This is a genomic window from Aminobacter sp. P9b, assembly GCF_045345995.1.
Taxonomy (GTDB): domain Bacteria; phylum Pseudomonadota; class Alphaproteobacteria; order Rhizobiales; family Rhizobiaceae; genus Aminobacter; species Aminobacter niigataensis.
Genome location: NZ_CP150082.1, coordinates 1,067,326 through 1,092,103 on the forward strand (window position 1 = coordinate 1,067,326; position 24,778 = coordinate 1,092,103).

A 24,778-nucleotide genomic window follows, 5' to 3' on the forward strand; every position below is an offset into this window, starting at 1 on the left:
TAAAATTTTACATACTGTGGTATGCACCGCCAGTTTACCAAAAGAAAAAAAGAGAAAAGATCACATATCAAGATATATATTAGTGGATCGCATTAGGTTGCAATGACGATTGGCGCCTTGTTCTGTCGAGCCAATTAGGCAGGGGGATATGGCGATGGCGACCAGTATTGAGTTTGAGAACGTCTCGGGTGCACTCGAAGGTGCTTCGGCAGCAGGCACGGTCCAGTTGGCGCAGGCCGAAGGCGTCTCGCCACAGCAGCCGGCAGCTCAAGCCGATCCCGTTCCCGTCGACGCAGGTTCCGGCCAGCCGGTCCAGGCCCAGCCGAGCGCAGCCGCTCCGGCGCAGGCGCAGGCCGAATATGTCGCTGACGCTTCCAATGTCGTGCACCTGCCGGCCAGCGTCTCGATCGACAACATCAAGGTCGACGGCGACAACCTTGTTCTCGAACAGGCCGACGGCAGCGTCATCGTCATCAAGGACGCCGCTGCCAACGTTCCGACCTTCCTGATCGGCGATGTCGAAGTTCCGCGCGTCGCGCTGATTGCGGCCCTCGAAGCCGGCGGCATCAACGTCGCCTTCGGCGCCGATGGCTCGATTTCGGCTGCTGGTGGCTCGGCCTCGAGCTCGGGCGGCAACTTCGAACTGCCTGCCGGCGGCATCGGCGACGGTTTCGACCTGTCGGCCCTTCTGCCGCCGACCGCGCTGGCCTTCCCCGAATACGATGGCCGCGAACTGACCCTCGGCGAGAACGCTGATCCGGAATTCGCCGGCTTCTCGGTTCGTCTCTCGGAAGAGGGACTCGGGGGCGGAATCCAGGATGATCTGGGTGATCCGGACGACAAGTCCAACAGCGCCAGCTACTCGGGCTTCTTCGGCGCGACCGATCCCAACGGCGATGCGCTGACCTACAGCCTCGGCCTGCCCACTACGCCCGGCCTCACCTCCGGCGGCCAGCCGATTACCTGGGAACTCGTCGGCCCCAACCTGCTGGTCGGCAAGATCGATGGCGGCGAAGGTCCGGATCAGGAGATCATCCGCCTGGAGATCACCAATCCCGGCACCGGTGCGTTCCAGGTCACGATCATGGGGCCGATCGACCACCCCGTGAACAGCGTGGAGGATGTCATCGGTTTCGACGTGCCGGTGACCGTCAAGGACCCCAACGGCGGTTCGGCGACGGCCAATGTGAATTTGCAGATCGAGGACGACAGCCCGGAAATCAGCCTGGCTGATGCCGACGAGCCGGAGCTTGTCGTCGACGAATCTAACTTCGCCGACGACGCAACGACGTCGTTTGCGTCGAGCTTTGTCACGGCATTTGGCGCCGACGGCGCAGGAACGGTCACTTACGCCTTGAGTGTGGTTGCCGGCGAGTCCGGTCTCCTGGATACCGCTACCGGCGAGCAGGTTCTGCTCAGCATGAACAACGGCGTCGTCGAGGGCAGGACCGCTGTCGGCAATGCCCTGGTGTTTACCGTCAAGGTTGACGCTAACGGCAACGTCACGCTCGACCAGTCCCGCGCAGTCAAGCATGCCGATCAGGACAATCATGACGACAGCCAGAGCCTCCTCGACAATCTGGTCAAGCTGACCGCGACCATCACCGACGGAGACGGAGACTCCAAGTCCGCCTCGCTGGATATCGGTGCGAACCTTGTGTTCAGGGACGACGGTCCCAGCGTGTCCGAGAACAAGGTTGTGCTTCTCGACGACGACGCGCTTGGCGGCAATCCCAGCGGTACCGGCGACGACGCCGACAGCGCCAACGTCTCCGACAATCTCGGCCTCGATTTCGGTGCCGACGGCGGCTCGGTCGCGTGGCTGATGACGGGTTTCCCGACGGGCTTCGAGTATAAGCCGGGCGCCGACGGTGCGCTGGAGGTCTATCAGAACGGCACCAAGGTGCTCACCGTCACGCTGGACAGCGCTACCGGCGCTTATACCGTGACCCAGAATGCGCCGATCAAGCACGCGACGGGCGATAACGAAAACAACCAGTTCTTCACCTTGACCTATCAGGTCACCGACAATGACGGCGACACCGCCAACGGCACGCTGCAGATCAATGTCGATGACGACACGCCTACGATCGTCAGCAACGGCGATGGGGCCGTGCTCACGGTCGACGAGTCCACCCTCGGCACCAATGCAACGGGGTCCTTTGCCGGCAATTTTGTTACGTCCCACGGCGCTGATGGTCCCGGATCCGTCACTTACGCCCTGAGCGTGGTCGCCGGCAATTCCGGCCTCGTCGACACCGCAACCGGACAGCAGGTCGTGCTGAGCATGAACAACGGCACGGTCGAGGGCAAGACCGCCGGTGGCCTCCTCGTGTTTACCGTCAAGGTCGACCCAAGCGGCACGGTTACGCTCGACCAGATCCGCGCCGTCAGGCACGAAAATCCAGACAATAACGACGACTCCCGCAGCCTGACCGAAGATCTGGTCAAGCTGACCGCCACGGTCTCCGACGCCGACGGCGACAGCCAGTCGGCGACCCTGAACATCGGCGACAATCTGGTGTTCAAGGACGACGGCCCGTCGATCAAGCCGGGCAATGCGTCCGTCAAGGTTGACGAAGACGACATCTGGACTGCGCTTTCGCACGGTACATCGCCCGACGGCGACACCGAGTGGTTTACGGGCGCAGCAAAGGCGTCGGAATCGGTCGCAGGCTTGGTCAACTTCGGTGCCGATGGCGCCGCTGCCGGCGGTGGGTTCGGGTTCACCGCGACGGCGGTCGACCAGATGGAAGCCCTTGGACTGCAGTCCAAGGGTTCGCCTTTGAGCTATGCCGTGGTCGGCAACACGCTTGTCGCCTTCGTCGACAACGTCAATGGCCCGGACCGCCCGGTCTTCACGATGACGCTCGACGGCGATGGCGACTTCACCTTCCGCCTGGTCGACCAGCTCGATCATGTTGCGCCGGCGTCCGGTGCCAATCAGAATGAGGACTTGCAGACCGACGGCGCGCCGATCTCGTCGATCGACTTCGGCTCGGTCATCCAGGCCACGGACCGGGACGGCGATTCCGTCACCTTGGCCGGCAAGGTCAACGTGTCAGTTGTCGACGACATCCCGCAGGTCCACATCAAGGCGACCGGCGCCGCGGTGACGCATGATGAAACGGCAGGTCTCCAGGGCGATGACATCGATGATGCGGACATTGCCGCCCAGTTCGCGTCGCTCGACCAGCCGGCGGCCCTTGGCTACGCACACCAGAGTGACGTGGTCAGATATGGCACCGACCTTCTTGCGCCGGGTGCCGATGAGCCGATCACGATGTCGATCGCGCTTGCCCTCAACGGCCAGGTTAACGGCACGGATGGCCTTGCTTCCAACCTGCAGACAACCTCCGGCAGCCAGATATCGCTCTACCTCGTGGACGGTTTGATCGTCGGCCGCGTGGACAATGCCGACGGCTCGGCGAATCCGAACGGCCAGATCGCCTTCGCGGTCGCCCTCGATCAGGACGGTGGCGTCAGCATCGCCCAATACCTGCCGCTGCAGCATCCGAAGCCGGGCAATGGCTTGAACGATTCGCACGACGAGCCGGTCAATTTAGGTAACCTTGTCAAAGTCGTTCTCACAGCGACCGACAACGACGGCGATGCGGTCGAGAGGTCGGTCGTCATCGGCAACAAGATCGTGTTCGAGGACGACGGCCCCAAGATCACCGCGCCGGTCGCGAGTGCTGGCGTGGTTCACGACGAAACGCCTGGCAACGATCTCGACGCCAACGACACCGGCACGATTTCGCCGCTGAACGTTCTCAACCCCGGCAGCGACCCGCACGTTAACAACGGCGTCGGCCCCATTGGCGTCGCCCAGTCGCAGGGCGCCATCGTCACGGCAAACGTCGACTATGGTGCGGATGGCGCTGGCGGGCTGACCTACGCGCTCAACATCGGTTCCGCGAGCACGACGCTGCTCACCACCGAGGGTCAGGTAATCCACCTGTTTGACGAAGGTGGGATCATCGTCGGCCGCTTCGACGCTGCCGGTGGCCAGATCGACCAGGGCGACCCTGCTGCATTCGCGGTCGGCATCGACCCGGTGTCGGGCGTGGTCACGCTCGTGCAATACGTCTCGCTGCAGCATCCGAACCAGGGCGCCAGCCATGACGAGGAACTGTCGCTCGCAGCCAACAACATCAGGGTCGTCCTCACGGCCAAGGATGGCGACGGCGACACCACCAGCGCCACCGTCAATGTCGGCAACGTCATCAAGTTCCAGGATGACGGCCCGAAGCTGACCGTGACTGCGCCGCAGTCGGTTGCCAACGGCCTGTTCATAGACGGCTTCACAGGCAACAACGGCGCCTGGGGCACGGGCAGCGGCACCGCCGCCACGGGTCAGGCGGCCGGGTGGAAGATCGAAGCCTCCGAGACCGGAGGTGCGGGCACTGTGGTGCTGGAGAAGGTCGCCGATGGTTATCTCGGCGCCGACAGCCCGACCAACAGCGTCATGGTCGATCTCGAGGCCTCGCCGGGCAACATCCAGATCTCGCAGACCATCTCAGGCCTGACGGCCGGCGAAAGCTATGGCCTGTCCTTCGAGATCGGCGCCGCCAACGGTACTGTCGCCGGCAGCGCAAAGCTCGAGGTGATCTGGAACGGCCAGGTTGTCGGCGTCTACCAGCCCAACACGGGTCCGATGCAGACCATCGTCATCAACGTTCCGGCCATCGGCGGGAACAACACGCTTGAGTTCCGCGAAGTGGGCACGTCCGGCGACAACACCGGCACCTACCTCGCCAACGTCAAGCTGAACGACATCATCGTCATCGACGAGACCGCGGCCATTGACCCTGCGTCCGACGAAGTGGCCGCCACCCTGGCGATTGAAAATCTGTTCGATGACGTCAACGCTGGTACCGATCTCGACATGTCGGTGCAGTATGCCCAAGGCACCGGCTCTATCGTCAATGCCGACATTGCCTTCGGCGCCGATGGTCCGGCTGCCAACAACTCTCGGGTCTTCGCACTTGAACTCGCCAACGACAATGGCGTGAATTCCGGCCTGGAGACCACCGAAGGCAAGCCGATCTTCCTCTACAAGGACGCCAGCGGCCGGGTCATCGGTGTCTACGACGCCGACGGCAACGGCGTCACCAGCACCGACAAGGTCGCCTTCGCGCTGCATGTCGATGCCGGCACGGGCGTCGTCACGATCGCCCAGTATGTGTCGTTGCATCATCCCGACACCAACAGCCACGACGAAGGCATCACGCTTGCTGCCAACACGGTTTCGGTGAGCGTCACCGCGACCGACGGCGATGGCGACACCGCGACGGGCAGCGCCGACATCTCCGGCCGCGTCCTGTTCGAGGACGACGGTCCGAAGGTGACCTCTGTCGTCCCGACGGTGCCTGCCCTCGGACAGGAGCTGATCCAGAACGGCAGCTTCGAAAGCGGCCATGAGAATATCCTCGGCAACCAGGATTGGGAGATCTTCCACTCGCTTGACGGCTGGACGTCCGACGGCAACGTGCCGTTCGAGGTCCAGACGGGTGGTGCCGGCGGCGTAAGCACCCCGTACGGCAATGCGCTGGTCGAGCTCGATTCCGACACGGTCGGCAATTCGTCCAACGGCAACGTTGGCGACATCAACACCACCACCTCCACGAACGCCACGATCCAGCAGACGATTACTGGCACAGAGGCCGGCCAGACCTATCAGCTGAGCTTCGCCTATTCGCCGCGTGGCGGCGATGGCGCCGGTTCCAGCGGCATGCAGGTCTGGTTCGAAGGCAAGCTCGTCTACGAGATCCCGGCCAACAACAATGTTGCCCCCGGTCTGCAGCAGATCACGATCAACGTGACCGCCACCGGCCCTAACGCCGTGCTCGCCTTTAAGGGTACCGGCAGCGAAAACCAGCATGGCGCCCTGCTCGACAATGTCAGCCTGAAGGCGGTCTACACCACCACCATCGATGACGAGAATGTGCCGGGCGGTGCCACGGGCATTGCGGGCGGCCCCGGCGATGACGGCGCGAGCAATGTCGCGACCGGCAAGATCAATTTCGATGCCGGCAGCGACGGGCTCAAGTCGATCGTTGCAGAAGGCATTGACGGCCTCAAGGCGATCCATGTCGCCAATGGCATCGGGACGCAGTACGACGTTGCCCAGAATTGGGTGCAGAACGGTGCGGATGCTGGCGGCACGCTCACCGGCACGATCGACGTCAACGGTACCAGTGTCACCGTCTACACCCTGACCATCGACGCCTTCGGCAACTACACCTTGACCATGCTTCAGCCGCTGGTGCACTCGGTTACGGACAACCCTGACACGAGCGAGCAGGAGACCTCCTTCGAGGACAATCGTCCGCTCGACTTCGGCTTCACAATTACCGACGGCGACGGCGACACCGCGACGGGCAATATGGTCGTCAACGTCGACGACGACAGCCCTGAATTCGTCGATGGCGGCATCGAGGACGGCGCGGTTTCGGCCCTGAATGCGGCTGTCACCGGCGACCTGAACCTTGCCTTCGGCGAAGACGGCCAGCACGCCACGAACGGGCTGCGCATCACCGGTTGGCCCGAGCTCGAGGGCATCACCACCAGCCTCTCCCCCGATGGCAAGACCCTGACAGCCACGATTGGCGGCCAGAACGGCCCAACGCTCTATACGCTTCAGCTCAATGGCGACGGCACCTACACCTTCAACCAGGTGAACTCGCTGCCGGGCGGCGGCAACACGCTGCCGGAAGTCTCCGTTTCGGGTGGCTTTGGGCCGACCGCGACCAGGGACTACGAAGGCTTCACCCTCAAGGGCCTCGACGGCGGCCTGCTCAATGGCTCTGCAGACGGCATTGGCATTGGCAACAATGGCATGAATCCCGGCGAGAAGTTTGCCGTCGTTTATGATGTCGAGATGACGTCGGCCAAGCTTGGCGTCAACCATTTTGGCAATGGAACGGCTCGCCTCGACTGGGTCGCCAAGGATCAAGACGGCAACGTTGTCGCGAGCGGCAGTAGTTTGAACATCAGTTCGGACGGCTTCGTCACGATTCCGCCTGTCCTTGATCCGGGCTTGAAGTTCTTCAGCCTTGAATTCGAGACCGTCGCAGTCGAGGGCAATAGCCCGAAATTCAAGCTCATCAGCGTCGGTGGCGAAACGCATGCCGATGCACTCATCGACAAGCTGAATTTCGAGGTCACCGGCAAGGATGGCGACGGCGACACGGTGTCGGATGCCTTCGACATCAAGCTTGGCGGGTCGAAGCCTCAGGCAGGAAATGTCTGGGCTGCGGTCGATGAAGACGGCTTGCCAGGCGCCAATAACGCCCCTGGTTCAGTCGGAGATATCGACGCGAATGCGGGAGAAGTGGACCCGGGTGATCCGAGCGAGGCGATCTTCCTTGGCAAGCTTGAGGGCAGCGGCGGCGATGGCGCGCTGGTGTTCAGCTTTGCCGACCTGGATACCAAGTATGGTACAGTTGGTCAGGAGCAGGTCATTTATAGCTGGGATGACACGTCGAAGACGCTGACTGCTACTGGACCTCGCGGTGAACTGTTCACCATTCAGATCACCGACACCGCGACCGGCGCCTACAAGCTGACGCTGCTCGACAACGTCCTGCACGCCGCCGGCGGCGACGAAGCAAACGCCTTTACAGCGCTCGACTACACGGTGGGTGACTCCGACGCCAACACGTCGACCACCGACACCGACACCGGCACGTTGACGATCAAATTCAACGACGATGTTCCGGCGGTTGGCGTGACGGGTCCTGCGAGTGGTGCGGAAGGCACGACGATCAGCGGGACGTGGTCTCAGGCTATCGGCGCTGATGTCGAGGGCGCGGTGACCAAGGTGGTCGTCGGTGGAGCCGAGTACAATCTGGGCCAGGCGATTGCGGTTCCGGGGCTTGGCACGCTGACGGTCACTGCTGGCAGCTGGAGCTTCGCGGCGGCGAACGGCTTGGACAATACGCCGGCTCCGTCGGTGAGCTTCACGATCAAGGTGACGGACGGCGATGGCGACGTTGCGACGGCCGATCACAGCTTCACGATCACGGATGCGAACGCTCCGACTGTGCCTGTGGCCGGCACTGTCACGGCGAAGGTTGACGACGATGGCCTGACGGGCGGAAATTCGGCCAGCACGGCGGGTGATCTCAACGCCAATACGGGCGACGATCCGGCCGATACCAGCGAGAAGACCTTCACGGGTAAGCTGGATGGTAGCGTCGGCGCCGACGGTGCGGGCTCGAACGGCTTCTCATTTGCCGGGATCGACGGACAGACCGGAGTTGCGATCGGCCAGGAGACGGTCAAGTACAGCATTGTCAACAATGTGCTGACGGCGACGATCGAAAACGGGGACCGTGCCGGCACGGACTTGTTCAAGGTCGAGATCACCGACGTTTCAACGGGCGCCTACAAGGTGACGCTGCTCGACAACGTCATGCATGCGCAGGGTCCGAACGACGAGAACGATGCGTCGGTGAACCTAGGCTACACCATCACCGACGCCGACGGCTCGACGGTCTGGGGCACACTGGCCATCACCTTCGACGACGACGCACCGACGGCTGAGACTGCCGTCAACGGCAATGTCTCACAGGTAACCGAGGGGGGTTCGATTTCGGGCACTTGGGATCAGGCTGCCGGTGCTGACGGTCTCAAGGAGATCGTTTTCTCCGCGGGTAGCGAAACCCACACCGTCACGACGGCAAGTTTCGACAGCTTTGCGTTGAATGTTGCCGGAGGCACCGTCACCTTCAACCAAAATGGCACCTGGACCTTTGCCTCGCCGAACAACTCCGTGGCCGCCGACCAGAGCTTCACGCTCGGCGTCAAGGTGGTCGATCGCGACGGGGACGAGCACAGCAGCAGCGAGCAGATAAAGCTGCTCAACAGTGCGTCGCCGACGGCGACCGCTGCCGCGGTGGTCGTCGATGAAGACGATCTGGCTGCCGGCAATCACAATACGAACAGTGACGGTGATGCGAATCCGTCGGTGTTGACCGGCTCGCTTGGCAGTTTTGGTCTGGATGGGGCTGGTTCTGTGGTCTTTGGCGTCGCCAATGGCGCTGCGGTGACAGCGACTGGCTATCCGACGGTTAGCGCCGGCGGACAGCAGCTGTTTTACCATTGGGAAGCGGGCACTAAGACGCTGTACGGCACCACGGACACTTCCGGCGATACTGCGGCCGCCAACAATGCTGCATTCAAGGTAACCTTGAGCGGCACAAGCTACGAATTCACCTTGCTCAAGGCGCTCGACCACAAGACCGCCGGTACCGAGGATGATATCGACATCAGCCTCGGCTACACGATCACGGACAGCAATGGCGATACCGCCAACGCCACCCTGTCGATCAAGGTCGATGACGACATGCCTTTGGCAAAGAACGATACGGCGACGGTTGTCGAGGGTTCCAAGCCGAGCATGAACGTCGTGCTGGTCATCGACACGTCCGGCAGCATGGCCGAGGACGGCGACCTCAATACTCCGGGCGTACAGTCGCGGCTGGCCATGGCCAAGGCAGCGGCACTCAACTTGCTCAATTCGAGCGGCGTCACCATCAATCAGGTGATGGTCGTTGAGTTCTACGACGGCATCAAGGTAAACGACCCCACCTGGGGCAATTGGAGCAATCCAGCCGACCGGGCCGATATCGAAGGCTTCATCAACAGCAGGGTCACCGGCGGCGGAACCAACTACGACTTGGCGACCGGAGCTGTTCGGTCGAGCTGGGGTACGGGTCCCACGGCGGCCGACCTCACCAATGTCTACTTCTTGTCCGATGGCGATCCCGATCCCAACGATGCTGGGCTCGACACCAACGAAACGACGGTTTGGCAGAACTTCCTTGTTAACCCGGACAACAAGGCCTGGACCAACGACGCCGTGGACAATGTCTATGCTGTTGGCATCGGTTCCGGCGTAAGCACTGGTGCGCTCGATCCTGTTGCCTGGGCGAATGGCAATGCCAACTTCCCTCCGATCGTCATCACGGATGCGACGCAACTGAGCTCCACCCTGACGAGTACATTGCCAGGCTCGACCACTGGAAACGTGCTCTCCAATGACGGCGGCTTCGGCGCCGATGGCGGCCGTATCCAGTCGATCGAGGTCGACGGCGTGACCTACACCTGGAACGGCGCCAACGAGATATCCAAGTCCACTGGCGGCAGCGCCATCGCCGGAACGTCGTTCACCGTGACCACGGTGAACGGGGGGACCTTCACCTTCAACTTCGCAACCACCGGCGGAAAGAACGCCGGCGATTGGAGCTACAAGGCGCCGAACAGCGTTACCCAGGACAAGGTCGAGCACTTCACCTATGTCGTTCGAGACGGCGACGGCGACACGGCGTCGGCAAATCTGGATATCACCGTTCAGAACATCAACCAGGCGCCGGCTGGCATCGATGGCGGTATCAGCGGTACTGAAGACACCCCCGTCACGCTGACGACGGGCAACTTCAGCTTCGCCGACAGCGACAACAACGCGCTCCAGTCGGTGATCATCACGACGCTGCCGGCAGGCGGGCAGTTGCTGCTCAACGGTGTTGCCGTGGCTGCGGGAGCGTCGATCTCGGCCACCGCTATCGCCGCCAGTCAGTTGACCTATGTTCCTGCGGCGAATGCCAACGGCCCGGTCAACCTGACGTTCCAGGTGGTCGACAACGGCGGCACGGCCAATGGCGGGCAGAATACCGACACCTCGCCGAACACGCTGACGATCAACCTGGCGGCGGTGAACGATGCGCCGACTTCGACCGATGACGCGGTGACGATCAGCGAGGACACCACGTACCTTCTCAAAATCGCCGATTTTGGAGCCTTCGACGATGTCGAGGGTGCCTCCTTGGCAAGGGTGCAAATCACCACGCTGCCTGGCAACGGCTCGCTGCAATACTACAACACCGGCAGCAGCAGCTGGATGTCGGTAACCGCAAACCAGCAGTTCACGGTTGCGAACATCAACGCCGGCGGCCTGCGTTTCGTGCCAGATGCCAACGAATTCGGCACGGACTACGCCACAATCGGCTTTAAAGTCGGCGACGGGACGACGTTCAGTAACTCGGCCTACACGCTGACGGTCAACGTCAAGGATATGCCAGAGAACGCCGCGCCGGCAGCCAACAATGATATCGTGCTTACCAACGTCGTCGATGGCTCACCGATCGTCGTTTCGCATGCTGCCCTGCTTGCAAACGATACCGATGCCAACTTTGATCCGCTCGCAGTCAATGGCACCAGTTCTGCTGTCGGCGGGGGCGCCATGACTGGCGGGGGGAACGTTGTCTTCACGCCGACACTTGCGGCCCCGACACAATCGGTGTCTCAGTATAGGTTCACCGATGTAACTACGACGACCGTTGCGTCGGGAGGCCATCGGGCAGGGCAATTTGTGGCATCCGAGGCCGGCGACACGCCTCTGAGTTCGCTGGCGGCGCCCACGACCTTCACTGCAAACTTGTCGAATACCGACTACAACAATATCGAATCGACAAACGATGTTCGCTTCCAAACGGGTGACCCTGGCAAGGACAACAACGCCGTGTTCTGGGCAGAGTTCGATATCGCCCCGGACCCGTCTGCAATAACCCAGATCGTCTTTCGGATTGAAGCTCGGCAGGTGGGATCACCTGATAACGACGAAGGCATCGATTTCGGCATCTACAATTACAGCACTGGGGCTTGGGAAACGATCACCGAAGTCGTCACGACAAGTGACCACCTGTTTACGGTAACCAAAACGGGCAACGCCTCGGATTACGTTGGCCCCGGAGGCAAGGTTGCATTGGTCCTCTACAACGAGGATGATGATAACCAAGACCAACGCATCCAGGTCGACAATGTGGAGCTTGACGTCACCCATGCCGTTCAGGCGCCGTTTGCCAATGGCTCGTTCGACTATACCGCAACCGATGGCCAGGCCAGCGATGGCGCGCAGGTCAACATTACCGGTGTCAACAGCAATACTGTCACCGGAACTGGAGCAGACGAAATTCTGATCGGACGCAGCGGCCACACAGTTAACGCTGACATACGTGCTGGCTCTATCGGCAATACCAATGCCAACCAGTTCGGCTTTACCTATGTCGCCGCGTTGACCGCATCGGACTTCGTCAAGCAGATCACGATCGATATCAGCACGTACGGCAATTCCTTCTTTGATCTGACAGGCAGCAGCTCAGTGCCATTCACTATTGGCAGCCAGTCGACCATTACTGTTGCCGATATTCAAAGCGTGACGTCAGTCGATAGTGAGACGCTGGTCGTCACATTTTACGATGGAGCATTCAGGCAGGGTGATACGCTGCGTTTTGAAGCTGATGTTGATTCATCAACTAGCGGTTTCGACACTGCTGCTGGTTTTGGGGCAAACAACGTACCGTTCCAAGTCCAGTTCAGTGATGGGAGCACCGCAACGGGTCATTATGGACCTGCCGCGGCAAGCAGTGCGGCGGATACTCTTGTTTCCGGAAGCACGCTCAATGGCGGCGGCGGTGCCGACTATCTCGTTGGCAGTGTTGGCAACGACATTCTGAATGGCGACGCTGGAAATGATGTCCTCGTTGGTGGCGGCGGAGACGACATTCTGGCCGGCGGTCTTGGGTACGATATTTTGACTGGTGGGGATGGCAACGACACATTTGTCATTGAATCCGGCGCCTTGTCGCTTGCGATTGACGACTTGATCACTGACTACACGTCTGGCGACGTTGTTGATTTGACGGATGTCTTTGCGACGTTCTCATCCAACAACCGCCCCGATAACGCCAACGAAGCAGAAGCCCTGGTAAGCTTGATCAATGACGGTACGAATACCAGTGTGATGGTGGACAGCAATGGTCTTGCCGCAGGTGGTTCAATGGTCTCAGTGGCGACTTTGTCCGGTATTCACACAACCATCACGGTTCTGTACGATGACAACCAACCTCCTGCTCCGGTGACTTGATCAGCATATGACAAAGACAACGATCATCATCACGGATAGCTCCGGCGAGATTTCGCCGGAGCCTGCTTCGGCATATTTCGACGATGAGATCGCGTTGCCGGTACTCGCCCCGTCTCCGCTGCCGGCAACCGACCAGGCGGCGCTCGGCGAGATCCTCGCCGATGCGCTGTTCGGCGAGGTCATCGAGATCTCCGACCTGATCCCGCACCTGCTGGCGCCCGCTGCCGATGTTGCGGTGGGTTCGGCGCCGGTCGACGTTGTGATGGCAGATGAGATGGCAGGGGATACCATGGCCGCCATGGTGCCCTTCACCATCCTTTTCGAGGAAGACGGGTCGTCGGGACACGGCACGTTTTGAGTTTTTGAATACGCCCGGGTTTGCCGGGTGGGGACGTCAACGGGTTGCAGCCGGCGACCAACGCATGCCGGCAGGAGAGGGGACTTCTCATGGCTTTCAACTGGAAGATTCGGTCGGCCTTTGCCGGCCTTTGCCTGGCAGCCTTCGCCGGCCAGGCTGTGGCGGCCGACCTGATCGACATGCCCACGGTCAGCTATTGCAGCATGGCCGGCACGTCCAGCCTGGCGCTGAACGAGAATGTCGGCGAGCTCCGCACTGAGGTCGTGCGCCTGATGGACGAAGCGGTTGCGGCGGCGAACAGCTCGCAGTGGATCGATTCCAAACGCCCGGTCTTTGTCTGGGCTTCGGAGGCCAAGGTCGCCTGCGGCAAGGCCTACGGCTACCTCAAGACCAACTACCGCGACGAAGACTACCTCAACAAATGCGAGTGCTTCCACAGCCGCATGGTCGAGTACATGAACTAGCCGGGCAGCGGGCACGAGTTCTCCTGTGGCCTTCGCCGTGGCGATGCCGCTCGATGGGCCCCGGCCCAGCGCGATGGGACGGCGCTTCGCTGCCGCGGCTTTTGGCTGCCTGGCCTTGGCGGCGACCGCGGCTTCCGCCGCCGTTCCCGAGTTCAGGCTGCCGCAGGCCGATCATGTCGCGGCGCCGGCGCAATGCGCCGATCCGGGCGCCGATGCCGGCAGGGAAGCCTTCCGTGCATTTGCCGCCTGCGAAGCCACGGCCAGGGACCTGCCGGCCGAGTTCGCCCTTGCGGTAATGGAGATCGAGAGCTTTTTCGATCCCGAGGCGCGCGGCGGCGACGGCGAGATAGGGCTGATGCAGGTGATGCCGGCCACCGCCCGGCTGATGGGTTTTCGCGGCACGCTCGCCGAGCTGGCCGACCCGCGCACTAACATCGCCCTTGGCGTGCGCTACCTCGCCGCCGCGTTCCGGCTTGGCGGCGGCGACCTCTGCACGACCGTCATGAAATACCGCGCAGGCCATGCCGAGACGCGGTTTTCTGCGCTTTCGGTGCGCTATTGCCTCAGGGCCCGGGCGATCCTGAAGCGCGACGGCCACACGGTGACCGGTACGGTGCCCGAGGCGACGTTCGGTTTCGCAGCCGTGGCCGGCCTTGGTGAAGTCACGGTCACCGGGTCGGCGGCACCCAAGGGCGTCTGCGTCAGGCGCTCCTTCGTGCCGGGCCCGCGCTACATGCGCTGCGCCGAATACCGGCCGGCGGCCCAGGCGCGTCATATCCGCAGCTTGCGCGCCAAGCTGTTTGGCGGCTAGGTCTGGATGCGGGGGGTGCCTTGCTGCGCCACGTGTCCCATTGGGCGCGGACGCTGCAGTACTTTGAATCTGCGCACGGCCCTGCCGAAATCGGGGTCTTGCGCCAGGGGAGGAATGATGACGGTATCCCGACAGCGCTACTTGCGGCATGCCGCATTGCTGGCTCTCGCATTGGCGCTGCCGCTCGGCCTTGGCGCCTGCCAGTCCGGCGCTGGCAGCGAGGACGTGCTGGGCACCGCTGCCGACGGCAGTGCCGTGTCCGCGCCAGCCGCGGCGAAGGCCGGCCCGGCGAAGGCGGGTGAAACGCTCGGCAAGGGGCCGGTCAAGGTGGCGATGCTCTTGCCCCTCTCCGCCGGCGGAACCGCCGGCGACCGCGGCCGCAAGATGCGCGACGCGGCAGCGCTGGCCATGGCCGACCTCGGCAACGATCTCATCACGCTCAATGTCGAGGACACCGGCGGCAATGACGGCCGCGCGCGCACGCTGACCACGGGCGCGCTGGCCTCGGGCGCCAAGCTGGTCATCGGCCCTTCCGAGCAAGGCGCGGTGCGGCAACTGGCGGCAATCTCGGGCGCCAACCGGCCGCTGGTGCTGGCCCTTGCCGACAATTATGCCGGTGCGCCCGGTGTCTATTCGGTCAGGCTCAACGAAGCCGACAGTGCCGCCGCCGGCGCTGCCGCCATCGCCGCCAAGGGTCCGCGCAAGTTCGTGCTGTTCATGGCCGAGGGCGAGGCCGGCAAGGCGGTCGAAAAGCGCGTCGCCAACAGCCTCTCGATCTACGGCGCCTCGCTTGCCGTGGCGCTGCCTTTCGGCCCGGGCGGTTCGGAAAAGGCGGTGGCCGACATGATGGCGCTGGTCAGCGATCCGCAGGCGGTCGTCATCGCCAGTGGCGGCGCCAACCCGGCGCCGCTGGTCTCGGCGCTGAAGGCCAGGGGCGTGCTCGGCAAGAACGTCACGCTGGTCGGCTCCAATCGCTGGCTCGAGCACGGCATCGACGATCCGGTCTTGCAGGGTGCCTACATCGCCACGCTCGACAGCGCCGAGATCGGGCCGATCGCCGAGCGTTTCCGCAAGACCTACAACTACGAGCCCGACGTCAATGTCGCCTATGGCTACGACACGGTGGCGCTTGCCGCCGGCATCGCCAGTGCCATGGGGCCGAAGGGCTTCACCAGGAAGGTGATCGAAAACCCCACCGGCTTCCGCGGCTCGACCGGCGTCTTCCGCTTCCGCCAGGATGGTGCGGGCGAACGCGCCATGCCGTTCTTCCGCATCGACAAGGGCAAGCTCACGCAGATCGAAAAGTCGACCTCGGGCTTCTAGGCCCACGTCTCGCTGTTGCTGTGGCAACGAAAAAGGCGTCGGAACGATCTCCGACGCCTTTTCTCATAGTTACCGTGCTCAGGCGTAGCGCGACAGCGCCAGGTCCGAGACGTCGATGTCGGGGCGGGTGCCGCCGATCATGTCGGCCAGCACGCGGCCCGAGCCGCAGGCCATCGTCCAGCCCAGCGTGCCGTGGCCGGTGTTGAGGTAGAAATTGTCGAACCGGGTGCGGCCGATAACCGGAGTACCATCCGGCGTCATCGGCCTGAGCCCGCTCCAGAAAGTGGCGCGGCTCTGGTCGGCAGCGCCGCCGAACAGGTCCTCGACCGAGAACTGCAGCGTCGCCTTGCGCGATGGCGACAGGTCGGTGTTGAAGCCGGCGATCTCGGCCATGCCGCCGACGCGGATGCGGTCGCCCAGGCGGGTGATGGCGATCTTGTAGGTGTCGTCCATGATGGTCGACACCGGCGCCTTGCTTTCGTCGACGATCGGCACGGTGATCGAGTAGCCCTTGACCGGGTAGACAGGCACCCTGAGCCCGAGCGGCTTGACGAAGGACGGCGTGAAGCTGCCCAGCGCCCCGACGAACGTGTCGGCCTCGAACTCGCCTTCGGAGGTGCGGACGGCCACGATGCGATTGCCTTCCTGGCGCAGGCCTTCGAGCTTCACGCCGTAGCGGAACTCGACGCCGAGCCCTTCGGCGAGCTTCGCCAGCTCGTTGGTGAACTTGAAGCAGTCGCCGGTCTCGTCATTGGGCAGGCGCAGGCCGCCGGCGATCTTTTCGCGCACCGGCGCCAGGCCCGGCTCGGCGCCGACGCAGCCGGTGGCGTCGAGCACTTCATAAGGCACGCCGTCGCTCTGCAGCACCTCGATGTCCTTGGCCATGCCGTCGAGCTGCTTCTGGTAGCGGAACAGCTGCAGCGTGCCTTGCGTCCGATGGTCGTACTGGATGCCGGTGTCGTCGCGCAGGTTGATCAGGCAGTCGCGGCTGTATTCGGCGAGGCGCACCATGCGGCTCTTGTTGAGCGCATAGCGGGCCGAGGTGCAGTTGCGTAGCATCGCGGTCACCCAGCGCCAGGTCGAGATGTCGAGCATCGGCTGGATGATCAGCGGCGCGTGCTTCATGAACAGCCACTTCATGGCCTTCTGCGGAATGCCGGGGGCGGCCCAGGGCGAGGCGTAGCCGGGCGAAATCTCGCCGGCATTGGCAAAGCTGGTCTCCAGCGCCGGGCCCGGCTGGCGGTCCAGCACGGTGACCTTGTGGCCGGCTTTGGCCAGGTAGTAGGCGGAGGTGACGCCGATGACGCCGGCGCCGAGGATGACTATGCGCATGATTGCCCCTGTGAGTTAGCGCGCTGCCGGGCTGAGGTAGCGGCGCTCGTAGCGCCGGCCCAGGCTGGTCAGGATTTCATAGGAAATGGTGCCGGCATCCGCCGCGATCATTTCGAGCGTCTGGTGTGGGCCGATGAGCTCGACCATGTCGCCGAGCTTCAGCGTGCCTGGTGCCAGCGTGGTGATGTCGAGGATGATGCTGTCCATCGACACACGCCCGACGATGGGCAGGCGAACATCGCCGAAGTAAGCAGCCCCGGTGTTGCTGAGATGGCGCGGCAGCCCGTCGGCATAGCCGGCGGCGATGGTGGCAAGCCGCATCTCCGCCTTGGCGACGAAGCTCGCGCCATAGCCGATTTCTGAGCCGGCCGGCACGGTGCGCGTCTGCACCACGGCGACCTCGAGCCGCACTACCTGATGCATCGGGTTTTCGGCTCCGGCCAGCGGCGCGCCGCCATAAAGCGCGATGCCAGGGCGGGCGAGGTCGCCGCGATAGTCCTCGCCAAGGAAGATGCCGGCCGAATTGGCAAAGGACAGTTTTGCGTCGGGAAAGCGGCTGCGGACGGCGCCCATTCGCGCCAACTGGCGGGCGTTGGCGGCATGCGCCGGCTCGTCGCCGCAGGCGAGATGGCTCATGATGATGTCGACACGGATGCCGCCGAGACGCTGCGGCTCGGCAAGCAGCGTTTCCAACTCCCGCGGTTCGAGCCCGAGCCGCGACATGCCGGTGTCGGCCTGCAGGGCTGCCGGCAGCGTGGTCTTGCGCGCCCTGGCCGTCGCCGACCAGTTGGCGGCCTGTTCGAGCGAGTTCAGCACCGGCACGACGCCGAGATCGGCGCAGTCGCCCTCGCTGCCCGGCATCAGGCCGTTCAGCACCAGGATGCGCGCGTCGGAAGCGAGATACGGCTTCAGCCTGACGGCTTCGATGAAATGCGCGACGAAGAAGTCGCGGCAGCCGGCCTCGTAGAGCGCCGGCGCGACATGGGCGACACCCAGGCCATAGGCATCCGCCTTGACGACGGCGGCGGCCTTCGCCGGTGCCGTTTGCCGGCAAAGCAGTTCGTAATTGGCTACCAGCGCCTTCAGGTCGATGGTCAGGACCCCGCAGGCCGCACGGCTCTCGATGTCGCTACGCACGCTCATGGTCATGTCCGGGGCCTGTCCTCGCCTGATCAAGACAATACCGCAACAATCGTCGAAAATCTTGCCAATGTGACGTAGCTTGTGCGAACAAGACGAGATTGCTGCAATTATTCTCGCCTGTTTGGAAGGAAATGCGATGCCGTCCCTGGATGCCATCGACCGCAACATCATCCGTGCCCTGCGTGCCAATGCGCGCATCAGCAATGCCAGGCTGGCGGAAGAGGTTGGCCTGTCGCCGTCCGCCTGTCTCAGGCGCGTGCAACTGCTGGAACAGGAAGGCGTGATCCGCGGCTACACCGCGATCATCGGCAACGCAGCCGCCGACGAGGGCATCGCCGTCATCGTCCAGATCACGCTTGAGCGGCAGACCGAGGACTATTTCAACCGCTTCGAGCTTGCGGTGCGGCGCTACCCCGAGATCAAGGAGTGCTACCTGATGACGGGCGACTCCGACTATTTCCTGCGCGTCGAGGTGGCCAGTGCCGGCGACTTCGAGCGCGTGCACAAGGAAATCCTGTCGGCGCTGCCGGGGCTCGCCCGCATCCACTCCAGTTTTTCGATCCGCAACATCCTGCAATCGAAACGGCCGAAGGCGTCGTAAGAAAACCCGGCGCCGCTTGCGACGCCGGGTTTGTTGTCAGTCTCAGACGGCTGCCTGGGTCAGGAACTTGGTGACCAGGTAGGCCTCCAGCGCCTCCGAGCCGCCTTCCGAGCCGTAGCCGCTGTCCTTGATGCCGCCGAACGGCGTTTCGGGCAGGGCGAGGCCGAGATGGTTGATGGTCAGCATGCCGGTTTCGATCTCGGCGCCGAGGTCCGTCACCGTCTTGTTCGACTTGGTGAAGGCATAGGCCGCAAGCCCGTAGGGCAGGCGGTTGGCTTCGGCGACGACATCCTCGAACGTCTTGAACGGCATCACCAGCGCCACGGGGCCGAACGGTTCCTCGTTCATGATGCGCATGTCGGGGCGGACGCCCGAAAGCACAGTTGGCTCGAAATAGGACCCCTTGTTGCCGATGCGCTTGCCGCCGGTCTCGATCCTGGCGCCGTCGCTGACCGCCTCGTTGATCAGCTTCTCGACCGCTTCGAGGCGGCGTTCGTTGACCAGCGGGCCCATGCGGGTGCCTTCGGCCAGGCCATCGCCGACCTTCACCGCGCGCACATGCTCGACGAACTTGCCGAGGAAGCGGTCATGCGAGCCTTCCTGGATCAGGAAGCGCGTCGGCGACACGCAGACCTGGCCGGCGTTGCGGAATTTCGAGCCGGCCAGGATTGCCGCTGCCGCATCGATGTCGGCGTCGTCGAACACCATCGCCGGGGCATGGCCGCCCAGTTCCATCGTCGCCCGCTTCATATGCGTGCCGGCAAGGGCTGCGAGATGCTTGCCGACCGGCACCGAGCCGGTGAAAGACACCTTGCGGATGATCGGATGCGGCACGAGGTAGCCCGAGATCTCCGGCGGATTGCCGTAGACGAGGTTGAGTACGCCGTCGGGCAGGCCGGCGTCCTTGAACACGTCGGCCAGGCATGCCGGCGACGCCGGCGTCTCTTCCGGCGGCTTGACGATGATCGAACAGCCGGTGGCGAGTGCCGCGCCGATCTTGCGCACCGCCTGCGACACCGGGAAGTTCCACGGCGTGAACGCCGCCACCGGGCCCACCGGCTCCTTGACGACGAACTGCTGGACACCGGGCGCGCGAGCCGGGATGACGCGGCCATAGGTGCGGCGGCCCTCTTCGGCGAACCAGTCGAACAGGTCGGCCGACGACAGGATTTCCATCCTGGCTTCGCCGATGGGCTTGCCCTGTTCCTGCGTCATCAGCGTGGCGATCTGGTCGACACGCTCGCGCATCAGTTCGGCGGCGCGGCGCAGCACCTTGGCGCGGTCGAACGGCGAGACCTTTCGCCACGCCTTGAAGCCGCGTTCGGCAGCAGCAAGCGCCCGGTCGAGGTCGCCCTTGCCGGCCGAAGCCACCTTGCCGATCACCTCGTTGGTAGCGGGATTGTAGATGTCGATGGTGTTGCCGCCTTCAGCGGCCGTCCATTTGCCGTCGATGAACAGTTTAACGTCAGGGTACATTGCGTGTCCTTGCTGGTCGTTCGTGAGGGGCGGGCTCAGGCTTGCGTCGACGCTGGCCTAAACGCGTAATCGGGTGGTTGCGCTAGACATAGGATGGCATAATTCTTTGTGCCACCAGTTCGGCGATCGCCAATGACGAGGTCAGCCCCGGGCTTTCGATGCCGAACAGGTTGACGAGGTTCTTGACCCCATGGGCCTCCGGACCCTGGATGACGAAATCGGCCGCCGGCTCGCCCGGCCCCGAGAGCTTGGGGCGGATGCCGCTGTAGGTCGGGCTCAGGCTGCCGTCGGCCAGATCCGGCCAGTACCGTCGAATCTCGCCGTAGAAATGTTCGGCGCGGCGCGGGTCGACCGCGTAGTCCTTCTCCGCGATCCACTCGACGTCGGGGCCGAAGCGCATGGCGCCGTTGAGGTCGAGCGTCAGGTGAACGCCGAGCCCACCCGGCTCCGGCACCGGGTAGATCAGTCGGGAGAAGGCTGGCTTGCCGGTGACCGCGAAATAGCTGCCGCGCGCCAGCTTGAGTTCCGGCACGAATTGCGGGTCGAGCCCTTCGAGCGAGGCGGCCAGACTGTTGGCGCCGAGCCCGGCGGCATTGATAAAATGCCGCGCCGCGATCTCGAAGCCGTTGCCGGTCGTGGCGTCGCGCGTTTGCAGCACGAACCGGTCCGCCTCGATCCGCCCCGACACGATTTCGGTGTTGAGGCTGGGATAGGCGCCATGTTCCTCGGCTTCGCCGAGCAGCGACAGCATCAGCGCATGGCTGTCGACGATGCCGGTCGAGGGCGACAGCACCGCCGCCACGCAATTCAGCGAAGGTTCCAGCGCCTGCGCCTCGCCGGCACTCAGCATGACCAGGTCGTCGACGCCGCAGGCCCGCGCCTTGTCGATGATCCCGGCAAGCGTCGCCTCCTGCCCGGGCAGCGTCGCAGCTATCAGCTTGCCGCAGCGTTTGTGCGGAATGTTGCGCTCGGCGGCATAGGCATAGAGCCTGTCGCGGCCGGCGACGCACAGCTTCGCCTTCAGGCTGCCTTGCGGATAGTAGATGCCGGCGTGGATCACCTCGGAGTTGCGCGAGCTGGTCTCGGTGCCGATGGCATCCGCCGCCTCGACAATGATCGTCTCCATGCCGCGGCGCGCCAGCTCGCGGGCAACAGCCAGGCCGATGACGCCGGCGCCGGCGACGATGCAGTCGACGCTGTCCATGTCAGGCAGCGTCCCCGGCCGGTTTCAGCGCGCTCAGTTGCTCGATGATGACCGAGCTTGCGCCCCTGATGTCGTCGACGATGGCGCGTTCGGCCCTGTCGGCATCGCGGGCTTCGATGGCGGCGAGGATGACATGGTGTTGGTCGATCATGGCCCGGCCGCCATGCTGGTAGGACGCGGCGATCATCGGCCCCATCTGCAGCCACAGCCGGCCCAGTATGCCGCGCAGCACCGTCATGTTGGCAATCTGGGCAAGGGCGAAATGGAAGGTCTGGTTGAGTTCGAGCGCGCCGGCCCAGTCCTCGTCCGCGATCGCCTGTTCATTGCGGTCGATGAGATCGCGCAGCCGCGCCATGTCCCTGGCCTCGGCCTTCAGCGCCGCCTCGCGGGCGGCCAGCCCTTCGAGATTCATCCTGATCTGGCGTATCTCGAGATAGCGTTCCAGCGTCATCACCGGCACGCGCACCTCGCGCGCCGATTTCTGCACCAGCGCCTCGTCCTGGATCAGTCTGAGGATCGCGTCGCGCACCGGTGTCACGCTGGTGCCGAGGGACTGCGCGAGATCGCGGATGGTCAGCCGCGCGTCAGGCGCGAAGCGACCCTTGATCAGCGCGTCCGACAGCTGGCCGTAGACGATCTCGCCGAGATTGTCGTGTTCCACCGCCTGCAAGCCGAAACTCTCGTTCATCGATCCTTGATCCTGTCGACCTGTCTTGGCCTGCCTGCGGGCGCGCGCTGGCCCTTGACAGTCTGCGGTCGGAAAAACATGATGCATCAAACAGCAAAACACGGATTTTGCAAGTGCGGTCGCAGCCAGGCCGGATCGTTCTTGCATGCGGATCGCCGCCGGTGCGGCTCAGGACCGAACAAAGGAACCGTCATGGACACCCAGCCCAATTCGCCCGAGGCGCGCGACAAGAAATACCACATGCACGCCTACACCAATGCCCGCCGGCATCAGGAAGTCGGTCCGCTGATCATCGAAAAGGGTGACGGCATTTATGTCGAGGACATCTCGGGCAAGCGCTACATCGAGGCGATGTCGGGCCTGTGGAGTGTCGGCGTCGGCTTCTCCGAGCAGCGCCTCGTCGATGCCGCGACCAGGCAGATGTCCAAGCTGCCCTTCTACCACAACTTCACCCACAAGGGGCATTCGCCGCTGGTCGACCTCTCAGAGAAGCTGGTCACCATGGCGCCGGTGCCGATGAGCAAGGCGTTCTTCACCAATTCCGGATCCGAGGCCAATGACACGGCCATGAAGATGATCTGGTTCCGCTCGAATGCGCTCGGCCAGCCCCAGCGCAAGAAGATCATTAGCCGCAAGCGCGCCTATCATGGCGTCACCATCGCCTCGGCCAGCCTCACCGGCCTGCCCAACAACCACCTGTCCTTCGACCTGCCGATCGCCAATGTGCTGCATACCTCGTCGCCGCACCACTGGCGCGAAGCGCTGCCCGGCGAAACCGAACAACAGTTCTCGACCCGACTGGCCGACGATCTCGAAAAGCTGATCCTGGCCGAAGGCCCCGAGACCATCGCCGCCTTCTTCGGCGAGCCGGTCATGGGTGCTGGCGGCGTCGTCGTGCCGCCGGCCGGCTACTGGGAGAAGATCCAGGCCGTTCTGCAGAAATACGACATCCTGCTCGTTGCCGACGAGGTCATCTGCGGCTTCGGCCGTACGGGCAACATGTTCGGCACCGAGACTTATGCGATGAAGCCGGACATCATGGTCATGTCCAAGCAGATCTCGTCGTCTTACCTGCCGATCTCGGCGATGCTGATCAACGACAAGGTGTTCGAGCCGCTGGCCGACGAGAGCAACCGCATCGGCACCTTTGGCCACGGCTTCACCGCCGGCGGCCACCCGGTGGCGGCAGCCGTGGCACTCGAAAACATCGCCATCATCGAGGAGCGCAATCTTGTCGCTAACGCCCGCGAGGTCGGCGCCCATATGCAGAAGCGCCTGGCACGCATAGCCTCGCACGACCTCGTCGGCGAGGTGCGCGGCATCGCCCTCATTGGCGCCATGGAACTCGTTGCCGACAAGGCGACCAAGGCTCCCTGGGGCGCTGCCGGCGCGCTCGGCGGCCTGGTCAACGGCATTTTGCAGCAGAACGGCGTCATCTCCCGCAACATGGGCGACGCGCTGGCCTTCTGCCCGCCGCTGATCATCAACGACAAGCAGGTCGACGACATCTTCGACGCGGTCGAAAAGTCGCTCGACGAGGCGGCGAAACAGGTCAAGGCCTGACCGACTCTGCCATCAGCAAAAAGCCCGCCAAATGGCGGGCTTTTTCGTTTGGCGATGGCGCCTTCCCTTCTCCCACGAGGGGAGAAGGACGAATCGCTTCACACGTGCTGGCCGCCGTTGATGTGGATCTCGGAGCCGGTGACGTAGGATGCCTGGCCCGAGCACAGGAAGTAGATGATGTCGGCAACCTCTGAGGTCATGCCGAGGCGTCGCATCGGGATCGTCTCGACGATCTTGTCCGTGCCCGGCGACAGGATCGCAGTGTCGATTTCGCCGGGCGCGATCGCATTGACGCGGATGCCGTGCGGGCCGAAGTCGGCGGCCATTTCGCGCGTCAGCGCGCCGAGCGCGGCCTTCGACGTTGCATAGGCGGTGCCGGCAAAGGGGTGGACGCGCGTTCCGGCGATCGAGGTCACGTTGACCACCGAACCCTTGGCAGCGGCCAGTTCCTTGAACAGGCCGCGCGCCAGCATGATCGGCGCCAGGAAATTGACCTGGAACACGTCGCGCCAGACATGCATCGGCGTGTCGATCGAGTTCATGCGGCCGCCACCCTTGTGCTTGGGCGAGATGCCGGCATTGTTGACCAGCGCGTGCAGCAGGCCGCCTTCCTTTTCCAGCCGTTGGCGGATTTCCGAAACGGCGCTGCCGACGTCGCCCTGGTCGGCAAGGTCGACCTTGATGTGGTCGTCCGGACCGGCGGGCCATGGGCAGTCGTCGGAAAACGCCTGGCGCGAGCAGGTGATGACGCGCCAGCCTTCGCGCGAGAAGCGCTTCACAGTCGCATGGCCGATGCCGCGGCTGGCTCCGGTCAAAACGATCGTCTTTCGCCCTTCGGTCTTCTCGGCCATCGCATCCTCATTTCAAGCTTACAGCGTATGTAG

Annotated in this window: 14 protein-coding genes; 7 read left to right on the top strand and 7 right to left on the bottom strand. The window is 63.5% G+C overall.

Translation table 11 applies throughout. From position 1 onward, the window contains the following. Window positions 1–79 precede the first annotated feature (79 nt). Window positions 80–1,102: a hypothetical protein gene (locus WHT83_RS05280; protein WP_406873178.1), complete on the bottom strand. Its 1,023-nt coding sequence runs from the start codon at window positions 1,100–1,102 to the stop codon at window positions 80–82. Between WHT83_RS05280 and WHT83_RS05285 the strand changes: the two genes are divergently transcribed. From WHT83_RS05285 to WHT83_RS05305, 5 genes are all read left to right on the top strand, one after another. Next, window positions 1,085–12,931 carry a DUF5801 repeats-in-toxin domain-containing protein gene (locus WHT83_RS05285; protein ID WP_406873179.1) on the top strand — a complete coding sequence of 3,949 codons (11,847 nt, stop codon included), beginning with the start codon at window positions 1,085–1,087 and terminating at the stop codon, window positions 12,929–12,931. The genes WHT83_RS05280 and WHT83_RS05285 overlap by 18 nt on opposite strands. A gap of 7 nt (window positions 12,932–12,938) precedes the next feature. Continuing rightward, window positions 12,939–13,289 carry a hypothetical protein gene (locus WHT83_RS05290; protein WP_406873180.1) on the top strand — a complete coding sequence of 117 codons (351 nt, stop codon included), beginning with the start codon at window positions 12,939–12,941 and terminating at the stop codon, window positions 13,287–13,289. A gap of 89 nt (window positions 13,290–13,378) precedes the next feature. Then, window positions 13,379–13,753 carry a hypothetical protein gene (locus tag WHT83_RS05295; protein WP_406873181.1) on the top strand — a complete coding sequence of 125 codons (375 nt, stop codon included), beginning with the start codon at window positions 13,379–13,381 and terminating at the stop codon, window positions 13,751–13,753. Window positions 13,754–13,778: 25 nt separating this feature from the next. Further along, window positions 13,779–14,564 (top strand): lytic transglycosylase domain-containing protein, encoded by a 786-nt coding sequence (locus tag WHT83_RS05300; protein ID WP_406873182.1) that lies wholly within the window; start codon window positions 13,779–13,781, stop codon window positions 14,562–14,564. 117 nt (window positions 14,565–14,681) lie between these two features. Further along, window positions 14,682–15,887: an ABC transporter substrate-binding protein gene (locus WHT83_RS05305; RefSeq protein WP_406873183.1), complete on the top strand. Its 1,206-nt coding sequence runs from the start codon at window positions 14,682–14,684 to the stop codon at window positions 15,885–15,887. Window positions 15,888–15,965: 78 nt separating this feature from the next. Here the strand turns inward: WHT83_RS05305 and WHT83_RS05310 are convergent, their stop codons facing one another. Both WHT83_RS05310 and alr read right to left on the bottom strand, forming a co-directional pair. Then, a complete protein-coding gene (locus WHT83_RS05310; RefSeq protein WP_406873184.1) occupies window positions 15,966–17,219 on the bottom strand; it encodes a D-amino acid dehydrogenase in 1,254 nt (417 codons plus the stop codon). A 15-nt stretch (window positions 17,220–17,234) separates the two neighbouring features. Next, a complete protein-coding gene (gene alr / locus WHT83_RS05315) occupies window positions 17,235–18,368 on the bottom strand; it encodes an alanine racemase (protein WP_406873185.1) in 1,134 nt (377 codons plus the stop codon). Window positions 18,369–18,498: 130 nt separating this feature from the next. On the opposite strand from alr, the gene WHT83_RS05320 reads away from it, so the two are divergent. Next, a complete protein-coding gene (locus WHT83_RS05320) occupies window positions 18,499–18,963 on the top strand; it encodes an Lrp/AsnC family transcriptional regulator (RefSeq protein ID WP_108605877.1) in 465 nt (154 codons plus the stop codon). Between the two features lie 42 nt (window positions 18,964–19,005). On the opposite strand, the gene WHT83_RS05325 is transcribed toward WHT83_RS05320, so the two are convergent. The 3 genes from WHT83_RS05325 to WHT83_RS05335 form a co-directional block, all read right to left on the bottom strand. Next, window positions 19,006–20,439, bottom strand: a complete 1,434-nt coding sequence (locus WHT83_RS05325) for an NAD-dependent succinate-semialdehyde dehydrogenase (protein WP_406873186.1) — start codon at window positions 20,437–20,439, stop codon at window positions 19,006–19,008. Between the two features lie 82 nt (window positions 20,440–20,521). After that, on the bottom strand, window positions 20,522–21,643 hold the full coding sequence (locus WHT83_RS05330) for an NAD(P)/FAD-dependent oxidoreductase (protein ID WP_406873187.1): 1,122 nt from the start codon (window positions 21,641–21,643) through the stop codon (window positions 20,522–20,524). Window position 21,644: 1 nt separating this feature from the next. Then, a complete protein-coding gene (locus WHT83_RS05335) occupies window positions 21,645–22,331 on the bottom strand; it encodes a GntR family transcriptional regulator (protein ID WP_108605874.1) in 687 nt (228 codons plus the stop codon). Window positions 22,332–22,523: 192 nt separating this feature from the next. On the opposite strand from WHT83_RS05335, the gene WHT83_RS05340 reads away from it, so the two are divergent. Continuing rightward, window positions 22,524–23,894: an aspartate aminotransferase family protein gene (locus WHT83_RS05340; RefSeq protein WP_406873188.1), complete on the top strand. Its 1,371-nt coding sequence runs from the start codon at window positions 22,524–22,526 to the stop codon at window positions 23,892–23,894. A gap of 98 nt (window positions 23,895–23,992) precedes the next feature. On the opposite strand, the gene WHT83_RS05345 is transcribed toward WHT83_RS05340, so the two are convergent. Beyond that, window positions 23,993–24,745: an SDR family NAD(P)-dependent oxidoreductase gene (locus WHT83_RS05345; RefSeq protein WP_406873189.1), complete on the bottom strand. Its 753-nt coding sequence runs from the start codon at window positions 24,743–24,745 to the stop codon at window positions 23,993–23,995. Window positions 24,746–24,778 lie beyond the last annotated feature (33 nt).